The sequence below is a fragment of the Prevotella sp. C561 genome (assembly GCF_000224595.1).
Taxonomy (GTDB): Bacteria; Bacteroidota; Bacteroidia; order Bacteroidales; family Bacteroidaceae; genus Prevotella; species Prevotella jejuni.
On the sequence record NZ_JH114142.1, the window covers coordinates 249351 to 268550 of the forward strand.

1 protein-coding gene is annotated in these 19200 nt (G+C 43.8%); it reads right to left on the reverse strand.

Features of this window, described 5'->3' with window-relative positions:
- Nucleotides 1-45 precede the first annotated feature (45 nt).
- Nucleotides 46-19197, reverse strand: a complete 19152-nt coding sequence (locus HMPREF0666_RS05395) for an N-6 DNA methylase (RefSeq protein WP_009011335.1) — start codon at nucleotides 19195-19197, stop codon at nucleotides 46-48.
- Nucleotides 19198-19200 lie beyond the last annotated feature (3 nt).

Sequence of the window (19200 nt, forward strand, 5' to 3'; positions counted from 1 at the left end):
ATGCAAAGATAATTCTTCACATCACCCCTCATTGTTTATCTATTGCTACTTAGAGGTCTTGAGTTCATTGACCATTTCCTGTTGTACCTTAAACATTGCCTTGGTAAGCTGCTCTCTTTCTGTTGGAGACTTTGAGTTTAACCAAGCTTTTGTGATATCATTCATATCACTGTTATAGTCTTTCATTATCAGGTAGCGGTCGTATTCAGGAGTATTCTCTAACGCATTCATTTGTTCGTCAGCTTCATCCTCGTCTTGCTCTCTGAGTTTCTTTATAGCACTTAGTTTTGCAGCAGTCTCTTTGTATTCTGCTTTCCACTGTTCTAACTCTTCCTTATTAGACTTGCTCGCAGCAGCCTTAAAGTTTTCTCTCGCTTTCTTGTACACGGTCTCTTTTCGTTTACCGTCTTTATCTGCTATGGCTGCATCACTATACATCCACCCTGTGAGTGGTGCACTGCGGTGTCGCTTGTACCGTGCAAAGCGTTCTGCAATTTGACTTGGTGTCATCTTACTTGCTTCAACACCACTCGCACTTAACTCGTCAAAGTAAATCTTATCCAATTGACTTTGCGGACAGTTAAGAACACGAGCCATCAGTAATGCACATTCCCTTGAGGTCTGCGCATCATCACCACAATAATCCATGATAGCTACCATAGCATCTGTGATACTTTGTGGGTTTACACCAACAGCAGACTGAGTAAGGAGATTTACACAATCGTTCAAAGCTTCCACATTATCCTTTGGGAATGTCTTTAAAATATCGCTCAAATCACTAACCAGCGGCATATCTTTCGTAACTGTAGCCCAATTCCCTTCACCTTGAAGTGCCATATTACCAGCTTGACTAAGAACATCACCACTCGTTAAACCCTCAAGGCTACCAAACAAGGCATGCGTTAAGGCATCATCTGTCATCTTTTTCTTCTCATCATCATCATCGCCAAGAATAAGATAAGGAAGATAAGCTCCTAAGTTCCATGCAAATTGTAACAAGAAGCCAAATACGGCTATTCGTGCAAGGTTATGAAGTGGACCCTTGCGGAGTTCTTCATGTGCTGCCTTTTTGGCCTGTTCTTCTGTCAGTCCCTCACGTTGCAATTGCTTAACCATAAATTCTTCTGCTCGCTGACGATAACCTGGTGTGAACAGCTTTACCTCATTTCGGAATGCGTCATACTGTTGACGAGTGTAGGACATTGACGAGTTTCTAAACACCGTGAACAAGACACTTAACCATGAGCGGTCTACCTGCATTGGGCTTAGGAATGCTCCCTCGCTTGATTGCTGTGTAGAGTTATAAAGAATCGTTGCGTCTTGCTTTGCACGCTTATCAGCAGTTGCTTCGTCAAATCCCCAACGCTTATACTTAGCATAACGTGACTGGTACATAGCATGCGCACCCATTGCAACAGTGAGCGCATCAACAAATGCATTAGGAGACATACCTATCATCGAAGCAATCTCTACTATACGACTACGCCATGCCTTCCAGTCCATATCGCTCTTCATCAGTCGAGGGTCACCTGCCATACGGCTCTGCCAACGCTTTTCGAATATAGGAAGATTCTTCATCGACCAATTCCATGCATTAACTGGGTTTACTACATCTTTCGCCAGATGAGCTAAACTCGCATCTGGGAGATAGGCTGGGAAAGACAGGAACTGCTTCAATGCCGTGAAGACACGAAAACTTACCTTTGCAGCCGTAACACCCTTAGCTACGTTGACAGCTGTCTTATCAAGTTCTGCTATTGGTGGACGATACGCACCTACAGCCATCTTACAGACACTACGGAAATTCTTCCATAACGCAGCACCAGCACCGTATGCACTAGACATGTTCATCACTTGATTTCGGAAACGCTTGTAACTTAACATCGTATTGATATCACGTGTTAGTTCTGCAAAGGCTGCCCAATGCTCCATCTCCTGTAGATGGTCAGCTATTACATTGAAAGCGTCAGCACCTGTGACATCTAATGGTTTGTTATTACGTGTTCGTTTGATGATACCATTGGTCGTAGTGCCTGGTAAAACTATACCAGCATTATCGTCCTTTGCAACATCTTCTTCTTTATCAAGAGCATTCTTCAGTATCTTCAATGGGAAATAATTGTCTATTGCTGCCATAGGAGCACCGAACATTCGCTTGTGAACTTCGTTGTATTTATTTCTCTTATTAACAAGATATTCCTCCTGCAACCAGTCGGCAAGTTCTTTGAATTTAGGGTCAAGTATTTCTGTTATATGTTGTACGTCTTGTTCTGTTATACCCATATAACGCAATTTCATCCTACCATCGCTCATCTTGTCAACCATATAAATATACAACAAGTTCCCTTGTGTCAGTTCGTGCAACTTACGTTCTCCGCCATCCCAGAACTCAACAGAAACCTTCCCCATCTTACGCTCTAAAGAAAACAGGTCTGCCCATTTCATTTTCTTTCCATAGACTTCACTGACCTTTGCATCGAGTTCTTTCAAATCGTCACGATAACCTGTATACTCGTTTTCTGTTGCGTCTACCCAGCTACGCATGAATCTATTCCACAAGTAACCCTCACCGTTGACATTCTTCTTGCCAAACATCCTAAGCATTTGGTCAAAAGTACCAAGTGGGGCAAGGAGGAAACGAATAGCACTATTGTTCATCAGCTTTTGAACCTTGTTATCTTTATGATGTTCATCAGTGATACGACCTTCCATATCGCTATTGCAGTTATGATGAATATCATTGATACGCTTTTGCTCAGCCTCACGCCACTCTTTTGCACGCTTAGCACTTTCACCAAGCATGCCTCCAAACTCCGCTGCTATTGAAGAATAGGCTTCTGCACGGTCTATTTTATTTTGACGAATAGCTTCTTCGGTTGCATTAACATATTGCTTATAGGCATCTGCATCAAGCTTGCCTGCATCTTTATCTTCTTTGGCAGTCTTGATACTCTCACGTAATGCTTTCTCCTCTGCTTTGCTCTCGGTGATTTCTTCTACATAGCGTCTTGCTATCTGAGCACCTGCATACTCTATGGCTGCATTATCTGCAATTGTTTGGTCGTCACTTCCCATACGGCTCATAAGGTCAGGAATAAGAGTGTTATCTATTTCCTCTTTAGGGAATGATGTATACTTACGTGCTGTCTTAACAAGAATCTGACCTTGTGGGTCAAGGTTACCCTGCACCTCAATCCCTCTATCATTTAATCTTGTACCACGCATTGTGAAAAGCTTACCAAGTATATTTGCACCACTATGTAATTGGTTATCCACCATAATATCCATGAGCTTCTGTACATGTCCGCTGATGTCTTCCTTACCAACGCCATTCCTAACAGCACTAAGTACTCGCTTGGTTTCGTAAACACTCAAATTATCAAGTAAACCTTTATCGAGTAATACCTGTGCAAGGTCGGTCATTGCTTTTGCTGTACTGATGTCGTATGAACGCTGTCGACTCATGGCACTTCGCAACTTTTGCAGATTGCCACCAATAGCTTTCATAGCCTCAACCTTTGCATTGAAGTCATCTTTATTAGCTGCACTAATTTCTGCTTTCATGTTGGTGATGGTTTCTTCTAATCCCATATCACCATCACGGAAACGATTTACATCCGTCTCATCGTAATGAGCCTTACTGCGCATCAGTGCATCTTCGGCAGCATCCATTATGGTTGGCTTGCCACCATTACGTAGATTCTTCCATGACTTGTAAAGGATATAAGCTACATCCTTATCAGTAAGTCTGACACTCTTTGCTATCTTCAAGCCACGCAGGAACTTATCAAGGAACTGCTGTACTTTGGCTTTCACCTTTCCCCAGAATGTGAGTTCCTCTGCGCTCATCTTCTCAAAGCCTTCATAACCTATGCGGCCAGCCATGTCTGCCATGTACTCTTCTGTGGCTTCTCTTCGCATCTGCTCACGCTTCTTATTGGCTTCCACCGTTGCCTCTGCACGTGAGAATACTCCCTTGTGACTTTCCATGCGGTCAGCTTCTGCATTCTTTTGCTGGGTGAGCTTGTCCACCTCGGCTTCAAATAACTTGCGTTCCGCTTTGTCGATAGCTGCACGAATAGGCTTTGAGGCATGTTCATACACCTCACCGAGGAAATCATCAAATCGCTCCACACCTATAAGTTTTCGTAGTCCATTATGTCCTACAACCTCATGTACAGCTGTATTTGCGACATCAGCAACATCCGCATTATTGGGTAACAGTATGACTACCTCATCATTCTTGGCACTCCACCAACCTTTGGCTCTTTGCTGTCTGCGGCTCGGTAACTCTGCGATTTCCTCTGGGTCGCTAACTACACGAATAGGTGTATTCAACTTTTCAGATAGCATCTTAGCTTGCAATGCTTTTGCCTGTGGTGTAGTGTCTTGTGGGTCAATTTTGCCCTGTAGTGAAGTTTTTTCTTCTCCAATATTTGGATTTACAAAATCTTTCACTATCTTTGCAGCAGAAGAAAGCTCTGAATTTTCTGCGGCTTCCGCAATTGGTGCGGAGAGGTACAGATAATTTAGGGCTTTTTCTTTATTTATATAGGTTGCAAAGCCCTTGTTTATCCACTTTACGATGCTGTCATTGGCTTTCCCAAAAGCTGATGCAATAATATTGAAATCTACATCTATTCCCTTACCGATGGTCAAAGATACAAGGAAATTTCCATCCTTTGTCTTCAACTCTGTAAGGATAGAACGATTATCAGTTTTCTTATAATTATCGAATACGGCAATAGGGTCTGCCACGGCTGCAGGTAGGTTTTCAAGTTCTTTCGGAGCGAAACCATGCAACTTTGCTTTTTTCATCAGTTTAGAGCCATACAGCTTCATTGACTTATCTTCGACACCTGCCGACAGAAGAATTGATGACGGACTACCAAGATTGAAAATCTTAGTATCTGCATTCTCCTCTGTCAATCCTGCCAGTTCCCTATTGAACTGTTCATTTACTTCTTCGTCAAAATCACGATACCTGGTATCATCGTTGGCAGTTGGTTTGTCTTCCTCATCTGACAACTTTTTGTACTCCTCATCAAGACGTCTCTTTTCTTTCAATGCCTCATCAAGTTCTGCTTGCTTAGGATATACATTCTCTCCAGGGTCTGCGCCCTTGAGTTGGTTATTCACATCCTCGATATTACGCTCGTAAACCTTTTTGTTACTGTAAACCTTTTGCAACAGATTACGGAATGCCACACCTGCTGCGGTATCATCGTCGCTTACTTCAACGGCATACTTAATACCTCCGTAACTTTCCAACTCAGCAACAGGCTTTCCAAACAGACCAGCATCAGTAATAGGAATACTGATATTAGCAGTTTGTTGGAAACCTGACAACTGTACTCTCTTATTCTGTTTCAGCAGTTCATGTATGTAAGCACCAGCCTCTTTCGGCTTCTCAAAGGTCTTGCGAGAACTGTAATCATCCTTAGCAGAGACCGTAACCGTTGATGGATATTTGCCTTCTGCATCTGCTGTGAAACCACCACGTTCCAATCCTCGCACATCGCTGGCATTCAAAGATAATAGGCGTTCATAATTCCTCTTCTTTGTTTGTAACTCCTCATATCGAGCGTGCCTACGCTGCCAATCGCTTTCATAAGCTCTCTTGGCACGACGTAGTTTTTCCACCTTTTTGTCTTGCTTTGACTTCTCAAAGATGACAGGATTACCTGAAAGCATGGCAACAACCTCTGCAGGGTCAAAATCACCCTCCGCATCGCCCTCATCAAATGTACGGTCACCGATGGTTCCACTCTTAAACTGTGCGAATAATTTACCCTTGGTTTCCTGTAACTGATACTTGTACATGTCAAGACTACCCTCGGTAGCATAAAAGTAAACATCTACATTATCATCATTGAAGTCTCGTGCAATTTCGTTACCTTGACGAACTCCACGTCCCTCTCGCTGTTCACGGTCGGCTGGTGTCCAAGGTACATCTACATGGTGCATGGCAACAATGCGCTTCTGCACATTCACACCTGTACCCATATTCTTTGTACCACCAATGAGAATACGCACACTACCATCATTCACCTTGGCAAACAACTCCTTACGTTTCTCATCGGTGTTTGCCTCGTGAATATCGGCAATTTCCTTACGAGGTATACCATAGTCATTTACAAGACGATTGATAATATCGGAATAGGCATCGTATTTCTTTCCCTTGCCAGGTACGCCTGTATCACAGAAGATGAGTTGCGTGCCTTTCTGTTCTGCAAACTGGTCGTATATCTTCTTGACATTTTCACAGACAGCAGGTATCTTTCCTCCCTCTGTCTCCCAACTTTCGTCTATCAAACGAGGATTGATAGCAGCTTTTGCGGAAAGAGTGCTGGCAAGCAGTCCCCACGGAGTATTATCGTTACTGGTGATATTAAAGTAACGGCCATCTTTACCCTTCACCATGTTCACTATCTCACGATTAATTTCCTGCATGAGGTCTGTCTGTGGGACTGTAACAATATGGCTGCGCATCTTCGGCTTAGGTAGCTTGAGGTTCAAGTCGTTACGTACATCGGCAATCTCCGCATACATCTTAGCCAGCTCGGGAATGTTGGTCAGTGAGCGGAAACGGTCTTTCTCTTTCAGTTCACTGGTTACTCCATACTCCAATTCTGCTGTGTGTATAGCAAAGTTACCTGCCCAAGCATCAAAGGTTGTCATACCCAACCGCTCCATTTCAGAAGGGCGCAAGTAATTAAGTAAGTGGTAAATCTCGCTAAGACTATTGCTGATAGTCGTACCAGAAAGGAATATTGTACCTTGGTCGCCTTGGTGCATTTTCTGTAGATAACGCACGCCATTAAGTAAGGCAATAGATTTCTGGCTACCTTTCTTATCACCAAGGCCAGCTACACGGTCGTATGTACTTACATAAGGTAGACTCTTGAAATGCTGACATTCATCTACAAAAAGGTAATCAACACCAAGTCCCTCAAATGTAAACTCTCGGTCTATCTTTCTGTCAAGCAGATTGGTGAGTTTGGTTTCAAGATTGTTCTTTCTCTTCTCCAAGCCCTTTATCTGCTTCTTGGTAAGCTGGGATTTATCATCCTGTCCATACAGGAACTCAATTGCATTGTCAAGTTGTGCCATCTGTTCATCGATGACACTGCGCTCCACTTCCTCCGTATGTGGCAGCATATTGTACTGGTCGTGGCTCAATATCACGCAATCGTAGTCGTTAAGTGCGATTTGGGCCATAAACTTCTTGCGGTTGTTTGCAGCAAAGTCCTTTTCGGTCGGTGCCAGTATGCGTGCTGCTGGGTAAGCTTCTCTAAACTCTTTAGCAATCTGTGCAACGGTAGACTTCAAGGCGATAATCATAGGTTTCTTGGCAATACCCATACGTCGCATTTCCATGATAGCACTTTGCATTACAAGGGTTTTACCTGCACCCACAATATGGTCAACAATACCACCACGGTTGTTGACAAGCATCCAAACGGCATCTTTCTGATGAGGCCTCAGTTCTTTAGCCATAAGTCCAGCAACATTGAGATGAGAGCCATCAAACTTACGCAATACAGTACGATTGAACTTATCATTGTACAATCGCATCAGCATTTCCTCACGCTCTGGGTTCTGACCAATCCAGTCCTCAAAGGCTGTGCGCAAGTCCTGTATCTTGTTGTTCAGTAGTTCGGTCTCCTCCTTATTGAGGACTTTTGTTTCCTTACCACCTTCTTTAACGGTGTCGAATACTGATAAGCTCTTATCTTGTAGAGCTGCGGTAAACACCTCTGATGCACTTCTTCGACTGGTTCGCCATGCATCTGCTTCACCTCCAAGTTCATTCTTATCAACGTTTACAACATACTGGTCAACCTCCGGCAAGTATTCAACTCCACTCTTGTTGTCTTTATATGTATATTTGGGAATACCAAATTGCTCAAACATAAAGTCTGTATATACCTCTGCAGGTATCCATCTTGCACCCATTCGTATGCTAATATCCTCAAATGGTATATCTTTTGGCTGTACCGCTTCAAGTGCATCTACATTACGCTGTAAGGTTGCATCTTCCTTTGCTGCTGCTCGTGCCTGCTCTAATTTGGTTTTAACATCACCACTTAGATAAGCATCTACAGTCTCGTACTCATCTTCAGTAAACGGTGTCTTGAACAGTATATCATCACATTGCTCCGCCCAGTTTTCACCTAACACATCTTTCATGAATGATGGCTTAATTTCTCCATATTCAGCAAGAGAAAGGCTAATTGCGTCCTGTGGTGTCTTGGCAGTTGTCATATCAAGTGCAGGCTTGATAGTGTTCTTTGTGAAAATGTCCGATAGACCAATAAACTTACTATCTTTATATTTCTCCAAAGAACGTAGGGTATAACCGTCAATATCTTCTGTAAGGAAATCATTAGCCTTATCGTTCAAGCGGCCATATTTCTTCACGAAAGCGTCATACGTATTCTGCAACTCTGTTCGTGCTTCTTCAAGATGGTTATTATCCACACCTTGTATCTGCATATCAATAAGTTGCTTCATCGCCTTACGAATAGGCAACATAGCCTGAATGCGTTCTGCTTTACCTTTCAATGATGGTATTTCATTAAAGGTCGTAGTTACATCACCATACTTATTCTTGGTGCTGGTTACGACACCTATCATGCCGTCTTGCTCTACGATATTTCCGCTGCTGATATAGTTGCCGTCACCCTTATAGGCTTCTGAAACAGCTTGCTTAACCTCTCGCTCGGTCTTATGAGTATCAAATAGTTTACCCTTACGGTCTGCGACAATCCTCTTTTCCACCAAATTACGTATGGACTTGGCTATCTCATCTGTACTCATAGCACTACTAAGACCGAACTCATCGGCCCTGTATTGACCTCCTGCCTTACCATCACCAATCATCATATCCTTATTCTTGGTGAAATAACCATTCACGGTTACATCGTAAGTTTTTCCATCAGTTGGGTTCTTTAGTTGTAACTCACCTGATGAAAGGAAAGGCTTCTCAATATTAGTAGTATAGGTTTCGTTGCCACGAGTTGCAATGCGGTCTGCTTCATTCTTGTATTTACGTAATAAGATGACATCCGTTACAACAGATGTACCTGCACCCTTAAATGTGTTATCTGGTAGACGTACAACTCCTAACACCTCTGCTTTGTCCGCAAGATGTTCTCTAATTATCTGATTACTCTTAGTATCAAGAATAGCATTGCTGGTCATGATGACACACAAACCACCTGGGCGAGTGTTGTCAAGCATCTTCACAGCAAAGTAGTTGTGGATACGGTTTTGCGCAGCCTTGCGTACAGGACTACTATCATGCTTCCATGTCTTGTCTGTAACACTAAGGTCTCCGAATGGGATATTACTCATTACCACATCATAGGCATTGTCTGCTGTGCCAGCCTGCTCATAGCCTGTAACAAGCACATTTGCATCTGGATAAAGGTTTCTTGCAATCTGACCTGTCAGCCAGTCAAGTTCGACACCATGTATCATTGTGCGCTGCTGCACAGCCTTTGACATTGTACCCTCAAAAATACCACTACCCATAGATGGGTCAAGCATATTACCACCCTTGAAACCTGCAAGTTCTACAAAGTCGTTTAAGGTTTTTGCTACAGCTGTAGGGGTATAGTATGATGTTAGGGCTGCACGGTTGATGGCAGATAAAACACCACGCTTCCCGTCTGGGTCGAGTTCGTCTATAATGTCTGCAAGACGTGAAAGCAGTTTATCATTTTCTGTCTGCGTCCCCCATCTTCCATTAGAACTTCTACGCATCATGTCGGTAGAATAGGCTCTGCCTAAGTCTACACCTCCCCATCCACGATAGCGACCAAGTACATCACGCTCATCCGCAGTAGCCTCACGTCCCTCTTTCATTAAGGAACGCAGAAGCTCCAAAGCCTCAACATTCGACCGTAGTCGCTGTTGAGGTGTCATATTATCTACCTCCGAAGAGTCTTCAGGATATAGATAGTTGCGCTTAAATTTTGGTTCAGGCTGTTTGGCTGAGGCTACATTTCCTCCTCGTCCTCCTCGTCTGGCTTCACTGTGTACCAGCTGCTCACTGCTTCCTGCTGCTGGTCGAGAAGTTCTTTGGCTTTCGTCAGTAGCTCTGGCAATGGCACTTCGTCCATTCGCATCATCTCTATCTCCGATGCGTTGTCCTCGTTCAGGCATCGGTCGTTCTGCTTCACCATCTCCGTGATTTCCTCCCGAAGTGCTTCTGCTGCTCCGCTGTCCGAGTAATTCTTTTCGTTCTCCATCAGCCACTGTGCCTGCCGTGTCTGAAACTCTTGCAGCTTCTCCTCCGTCAGCTGTTCCAGTGCTTCGGGTGTCCAGTACTCCGTCTCGCTCAGTAGATATACTGCCCACCGTCCCATTTTCTCGGCTGCTACTTTCAGCCTGTCGAGTTCTTGCTGTGTCATTGTCTTTGCTGTCTAAATCATTGTTATCAAACAAATCGCCAAACAAATCACCGACTGTCGGCTCTCGCTTCAAAGATACACTTTTTTTCTTTGAATTGTTCTTTTTTGTTGGCTTTTCTTTTTGTGTAGTTGCTTTCTCATCTTCGGTATGCTCGCTCAACCTGGCTTTGCCCTTATCTTGAAGTTCACGAACAAGGCTCTCTACATTTACTTTCTTGGGCTGAGGCGTACCATTGGGAACAACGTCCTCGTTAGTTTTAGGCAATTCTAACTGCTCATTAATAGCTACTCTGTAACCAGCACGTATCAATTTTGGAAGATAGGTATCAAGTGCATGGTATGGGAAACCAACCATATTAACACCATCATTCCTTTTGGTAAGAACAATACCAAGTGTCTTAGACAAGTCTTTTGCATCATCTTGATACGTCTCGTAGAAATCCCCAACACGAAGCAAGATTTTTGTATCAGGGTGCTTCTCTTTTAAAGCATTATATTGGGCAAGCAGCTTGTTATTGGTTGGTTGTCCTATAACAGGCTGAGAAATCTCCTCAGTCAAATCCCTTTGGGGTTCTGTCTTCTGTACCTCATTAGCATTTGCCTTTGTACCATCAGAGAACGTATAGTATTCCGTCTTTCCATCTGAACCATGGAATGCCGCTAATATATGCTTATAAGCACCATGTTTAACAGAATAGACTTGCTCACCACCATGAAACTCTTCCACGTCTTCACCATCCTTTAAGATAGAACGAGCACGGTCAATTAGAGCATCTATAATTAAGTCGAGATTCTTCTTGTTTTCCTCTTTACTCAAAGACTTATCTCCTGTCACATACTCCAATAAGGTTTTCACTTTTGGATCTGCATAGTTAGTGAAATGGTCTATGACATATCCAGGCAACTCATTGGCAAGATAATCTCTAATAACCTCTTCTGAATTTCCTGTAGCAGGATTTATGATTTGTTGTATACTCTTGTCCTTGGCAATAGAGTTTAGATGCTCTGCTAAATAGGATTTTATATCAGGATTTGACTTATCACGTACTTCTGTACTGTCTGTTATTCGCCTTATACCATCAAGAAGTTCATTGTATGCTACATCAGAACTTACAAAGTTGTTTCTACCATATCTCTCTTGACCGCTCGCATTAGGCTTTTCAAGACGATACATGATGTCTCCGACTTCGAGATTATCTCCTGGGACAAGGCTACCCTTTGTATCATTAGCCTTTAAGATGATATAGATACTCAAGTTCTTCCCATCTTCCAGTGGTAGATGAATAGTAATCTCACCACCAATAGGTGCAATGTTTGCAACAGCCAATGGTTTACTCTTACGTTTACCATTCTTACCTGGTGCTGTATGAGTTGCCTCATATATATCTACACCAAGGTCGTCGGCTATGCGCTTTGCCAAAGCGGTAGCATCCTTAACGGCTTTCTTCTCTGCATTACGCATATAGCCGTATGCTTCGTTGAAGTCTTTCTCTACCTTATCAGCTTCATAGTAGCCAAGAAGTGCCAACTGGTTATTAACCTTTTCAAGTGTAGCATCTACTTTTTCGGTGGCATTCCTTACTTCTGTGTCAGTTGTTGCTCTTTTTGCAACAGTTCTTGCTTTGCTTGCAACAGCTCCTGCTTCTTCTGTAATAGCTGCTGTATTTGCTTCTGTTCGTTTCTCATCTTCTTTTCTCTTTTCGTTACGCTCTGTTTTAACTTCTTGCTCTGTCTGCTTGGCAATCTTTGCTGCTTTCTGTTCGGCAACAACCATTTCAGCTTGCTTCAATACGTCTGGAGTAGGTTTGTCGAAATTTTGTACATCAAACCTTGCTACTTCATCGCTTGGCGTGAACTCCACACTCTCATAGCCTGGCTCCCAACGAATACCCTCATAGAAAGATTTCAACCATGGACGAATTTTATCTCCGATGAGGCTAACCATCTTATTGGCGTAGTCAGAGAACTTAACCATACCATTATCAACGAGTACCTGCGTTACGCTAAGACCTGCGGCTTTAATCTTCTTACGCTGCTCCTTGGTAAGTTCGTCATCATCACGGAAGAGAATACCAACATCCCCCTCGTCATCTGATACGCCCAATAAGCTACGTAAGTCTTTAAGTGCATCGTTGAAATCCTCCTTACTGACATCTCCGTTAAAGTCAAGCCCACTATCTTTAGGATTGTACACCTTAGTATCTACATCTTGGATAGCAGTATCTTCTACGGAAACCGTATTAGCTGGTTTCTTCTCCTGTTCTTTATGAGCAGCTGGCGCTACTGCATTGCGGTAATCCTGCACTGTGAGTGGCTGTTCATCAGCTACAGCAACCTCATCAGACATCATATCGCCTAATTGTTTTGCAGCGTCCTCACTACGCACCATATACCCCTCTTGTTCACGGTCATACCAACCTCTTGGAGTACGTTTGCCCTCTGCCAATGGCTCGCTAATGAAAGTCTTTGCAGCAGCTTTCTCTTCTTTGCTCAACTCATGATTGAACTTGACGAAATACATATCACTCGTCTTACCCTTCTTGTTAGTATATTGGGTAGGAGTAATTGTGTATTTCTCGGAACTTTCAGCAGGCTTCATGTCCTCGTGCATAATTTCTTCTGAATTATGCGCATAATTTTCACCTGATTGTGCGTGTTCTGTATCAAAGCCAACTCCCATTTCTGACTTTACACTCTTATATTCAGCAAATGGTTTCGTCTTGCGGACAGAACTATCAACCCACTTTTTGAACTCCTCACGACTTACCTCGGTGACTGTACCAACTTTCCAACCATCTTCGTATTGGTCACGGTATGCTTGTACAGCTTCTTCCATTGAGTTAAAGCCATACATTACCTTATGTTCGTCGAAATCACCTGTCCGTTGATTGACTTGGTCTACGACATATACATTACCTGCCGTTGGATTATCTGACAAATACACATCAATATGGTCTCCATCTGTACCTTTCGTACCACGGATATAACCATAGTCGTGCTTCATGGTAATACTCCATTCTTTGCCGTTTGCATCCTTACCACTACGTGTGGTCCCTTTGGGGTTCTCAAGTACGATGTCGTAACCATCTACTTTGATATGACCCTTACGATAGTTACCTGCTTCTTTCTGTGCTTCGGTTGGATTAGTTTCCGTCTGTTCACGCTGTGCCTGAATTTCAGTAGGTGTAGACGTTGTGCCAATAGGAGTAGTTTCTACTGGTACTGGTTGAGGCTGTCCACTGCTCGTTTCAACAGACGCAGCTTGTTCAGCTGTATCGTTTCCTCCACTTTGTTCGGTAGCTGCTGCTTCGGCAGCTCTCCGCTTACGCTCTGCGATGGCTGCATCGACAAGGGCTTGTTGTTCTTTTGCTGTTGCATTGATAAAATGTTTGTTTATATCTGTAAGAATTTCCTCTTTATTTCTGAGGTCGCCACTAAAGATATCCAACTGCCCGTTGGCTGCCGTTTCACCCTCAGCATTATAAGTTGCAAGAACCTTTCGCAGGTCGCTCGGCTTGGTGCTGTTGAGAATGTCAGCAAGCAACAGAGTGGTTGCATCCGTTACACGCTTATCTCCAAGTTCGTCGTCAAACAATCCTTGCTGGCGACCGAATGGTGATACAGGCATACCCTCCTTGTAAGTATCGGGGTCTGCCTGCTTGGCTCTTGCTACAAGGTCTACAGCATTTGAGAGTTCTTCACTAAGGTCGTAACCATTAGCAAGAGTGCGGTTGTGTGCAATCTCACTGAGAGCCATCACAATAGACTGCTTAATTCCTGGCTGTGCAATAATCTGTCGTACTGCATCAGGGTTACTCTGGAACACCTTACCAATGAGGGTGTTTTCCAATAACTCACGCCCTGCAGCACTAAGAGCATCACCTGTACGTAGTTCTGGCAGCTGCTTATCGTTAACAACACCAGCCTTGACAAGTTCCATGATAGCTCCGTTAGCATCTTTCTCATTTGCATAGAAATCAGACAGACGGTCGTACTGTGCGAGTGAGCGTACAATATGGCCGAATGTGTTGTCTGAAACAACCTTGCCGAGTTTTACCGCAGCTTCTGGCTTACTCTGTGACTTCATTTCCTGTGCATTGAAGCGTGCAAATGTAGCTGCATCGTATGGCAACACTTCATCAGGAACGAAATGTACACGAGGGTGCTGCATACTTTGAACCTGCTCTGCTGTAAGTCCGTACTTCTGTGGGAACTCACGCAGATAGTCAATATATGCACCGTCTGTTCCTTGCTTTGCGGCAAGCTCACCAGCTATATTGCGTCCGTTACCACTTAGCGTAATACCATTATTATCAACAACAGTAACAGACTGCAACGCTCTACTATCGTAGTTATCAGCTATGCTACGTGAAATCTTACGTGCATCTTCATCACGCTCGTAATCTCTATCGTTCACACTCTGTCCATTTTCATCGATAGGGAATCCCTCTGTTGGTTTGTATGCGTTGTTTACATCATGACTTGCTGTAGCTGCACCAGCTTCTGTAAGCACATAATGACCACGTAGCTTACTACCATCAGGTAGAGTTATAATATCAGCATTTCCTACAACCTTAGGAGCAGCGTCCCACTTCTCCTTTATCTTCGGATTAACGGCATGTGCACCGATAGCCTCTTGTTCGGCTTTCTTCTCAGCCTCAACACGCTTCTGTTCTGCAAGTTCTGCTACAGCCTTTTCACGTGCAATGCGGTCAGCCTCTGCACGCTCTGCATTGATACGATTGAGTTCTGTCTGCTTGCGTGCTTTATTCACGTTGGAAATCTGCAACCACTTATCAAGTCGTGCTTCTGCATCTGCCTGTATCTGCCTTGCAGCTGCCTTATCAGCTTTGAACTTTGCCATATCTGCACTTGGTTTTACCTTGCTGACAGCTTTCTTCGCATTGTCAACATCCTTGGTAAGCTGTGCCACCATGCTTTCGACATATTCCTGTGCATCATTGGCATCTTCCATATACTCCACAACACCGTCCCATGCTGTTTCGGGGTCTGTCTGTTCAAGCAACGGCTCACCATTATCACCTTTTGGAATACGGTTTAAGGCTGATGGCTCCTGGACATCAGTTTCATTCTGTGGTAAATTTACCTCACTTTCTATGCTGTTTTGCGGTATATTCCCACTTTGTGGTAAATTTACCTCATTTTCATTCTGTACATCAAGATTCGTTTCCTCAACGGCATCATCTTGCTGTATAGCTTGTGGCTGACCATTTTCTTCCTGTTCAGGCATTTCTTCTGTTTCAGATACTTCTGTTTCAGCCTCATTACCTAATATAGCCTGTTGCTCTGCACTGATAGCCTCGTCTACAGCTTTCAACTCCATACTTGGGTCTACAGGTTCATCTACCTTATAGATTTGCTCAGGAGAAATGAATTTCAATTCACCAGTTTCAGCATCACATACAACGACACTCTCCGATGAATGATGAATATCTACCGTAGAACCATCGGGGAACATAGTTACATTTCCACTGACGATATAAACCTGCTTATCATCAACTTTCAGCGTGGCAGGGTGTATCATGCCACTCTGCTTATTGGTGCGTTGAGCAATCTTGTGCTCGGCTTCTGCACGTTTATTCTCGCTGTTTTCATTGGCAGCCGCTGTAAGTCCATCCATCGCAGCCTTGGAGTTGACGAAGTATGCTACAGCGTCCTGTTGCTCTGGTGTAAGCGACTGGTCATTCATTACCTCCCAAGGGTCTTCTTCAAGCTGAGCAATACGCATTTCTGCATCATCAGCAAACACTCGTTCGATTTCATCGTATGCCTCACGATAACGAAGTCTGATAGCATCAGTATCGGAATTATCACCCTCTGTGTCTGCAACATTAAAGGCTTCTTTACCCTCATCGTATGCTTGCTGACGCTCTTCTATACGCTGCTTGTATTCTGTATCAGCTTGCACGTCTGCAGTCTGTCCGTCTTCTGTCTTCTCCTGCTCTGGGAATAAAGACTTAATATAGGTATCAACAAGTTCTTTCTCCTCTTCCGTGCGGTCTTTCGGCATCTTACGAAGAGTTGCATCTACATCAAGCCCTGTTTCCTTATTGAGCTTTGCACGAATTGCTTCTGGACGGTTAGCATCTGCAATATCACGATTACGCTCTATAGCTGCATCAATAGCCTTTGCTTGGTCTATGAGTTCTTGAGGCATATCCTCCTGTCCACTCTTCACCTTTCGGTAATTCTGCAAGACAGTCTCCATGTCTGCATCAGGTGCAACTTCCTTGATAGCTGTCTCCACAACAAGCATATTTGAAGCTGTTTCCTTATATTTCTCACCGACATCTACAGAGTTAAGTTCTGACTGACGCATAATTTTATCAATCTCACCTTGTGCTGCTTTCTCATTGGTGAATTGACGAGAGGTCACAACATCTCCTTGTGCACTCATACTCTTTACTACGATGTCTCCATCCTCTGTCTTATCTGTAGTGTACCCTGTAATGGTTGACATAGGTAACATACGACCTGTAAGGATGTAGTATGCCTTTGCTCGAGTAGCTTCGCTCACCCCCTTATCATTCATCAATCGCTTCATGGCTTCGTAGCCGTCGAATGTGTCGGGGGTAAGATTTTCGTAATCATCTACAACCTCTTTGCTGACCTCATGACTCTTAGGGCTTGTACTCTTCTGTTTCTGTGCATTACGAAATAGCATAAACAAGTCCATATAACCATTGTTACGCAACTCGTCAAGTTCTTCACTCGTAAATCCTGCATCAGAAGGTGATGCTTCCATCTGTTTATTCAGACGTTCCTTAAAGCTGAAACCATATCTCTTACCATCTGTGCGTAATGCGTCTAACACACGTGGCGCACTCTTAATGGCATGGCTTGCCTTGAAACCAAGCATCATTGCCATATTGTTTGTCCAGACATCGAATGCGTCACCTTGACCGCTAATCCATTCTGGGATAGAGAACACTGTACCCTCTGCAAGGGTACTGACAGCAGTCTCACCTACACGTAATGCAACCTTACCAACTGTGCTTGTCGTTGCTTTTACTGCCTTGTCTGCAAAGTTACCAATGATAGGCGACAATGTACCAGTTGCTGCACCGAGTAATAATCCGTGTCCTGTTGATTTCAATATCTCACCAACAGAGAAACCCTCGGATTTTCCTGTTTCAGGGTTTACAACACCCCCTGTTGCAACTTGCTCCTCAATTCCTTTCAGCGTATTGAATGTAGCAAAGTTAGCTGCACCACCTGCAACGCCCTGCACTACACGTCCAGCAAGCGTCCCTGCTGCATATCTACTTGCAACATCTGTGGCAACCTTACCAACTGCTTTCTCAGTGGCTTTTTCAGCAACCTTACCTAACATTGCTTTGCCTGCAAGTCCAAGGGCTTTCTTGCCAACAAAACCGCCAACACCTCCAGAAACGTATGTAATAGGGTCGAGTGCCATGTTAGCCACCGTACCCATAATATTCATTGCCTTATGCTGACTGCCAAATTGCGCCATTGCATCACGTTCAGCAACCTCAAGGCCATGTGAGCCTGTCCTTGATGAAGCAGCAAACTCTGCAGCTGCTTTACTTGAGATAAGGGGCTGGTCTGCTACTTTACGCAGTAAGAACTCTAAATTAGACTTCGGTAGGCGTTCCTGCACAGCATGACTATATACATTATTGTATATCTGCCCCATCAGTGCATCCTTAGCAGCTGCAACAGCACTCTTGCCTTTAGCCTCCTTTGGGTGCTTAGAAAAATATGCTGTGTATTCTCTCAATCTATCGTTACGATAGTCCTTTGGCAATCTGTTGTATATTGTATTAGCCATCTTATCAAAGTCAAATGCCTTGTGACGCTTTTCTTGATAAGATAGCTCGTCGTTGAAATTCCTATCATGCCCTGCAAGTGGTGCTCCTGCAGAGTTTGAGGCTTCTGCAAGTGTAGAAAGACTGAAACCTGATGAGGCTTTACTTCGTAGCTCTTCCTGTGCTTGCTTGTCTATACCTTCAGCTTCTTTCCATACACTATCCAGTACATCACGGATAGGATGCTCCTTATCCAATTGACGCTGCTTAGCAACATCTTCTGGGTCGTCTGGGTTCAATCCGTTGTCTGACATTCGAGAAAGAAAACCTTGCTGCACACGGAACTCATGACTTGCCAAGTCCGCTGTTGCCTTATGAGTAGTCTGCTCACCCTGTGGGGTAAGATATGTTTGCTCCATCTTACCTGTCTGTGGGTTGTACTCAATATTTCCTTTCTTTGTCTGACCATACACCCCCTGCGCCTTCTGGTATTTGCCTATGTTCTTAATCTTTTGCATGGCACGCTGCGTGTTAGCCTTTGTCTGTGCTGTCAAGCCTTGTGCCCATCCAATTGCAGCCGCTTTTTGTGCTGCCGTCATAGGCTTGCCCTGAGGTTTCTGAACCTGTTGTGGTCTTACAGGCTGCGCTGGTGCGGGTTTTGTAGGTGGTACAGTATGCTGTGGAGTGGCAGTAGTAGTCGACGTAGTAGGCTTCTGTGGTGCTGGTTTTGCAGGCTCACTACCAATAGCCATTGAAGTCGTACTATTTACAGGAGTAAAAAGTGACTTATAGAAGCTGTCGTAATTATCTGGTACATCATAATTATCTTTTTTCAGAGACTCATGTAGGGCACGTCGACTTTGAGCACCAGCTTGCCCTACCTGTGTCAGCGTGCGTTCAAAACTTTCATAGTTATCAGGCACATCATAGTTGTTACTCTTTAATGAAATATATAGTTTGCGTAAAGGCTTATCTTGCATTTCCATATA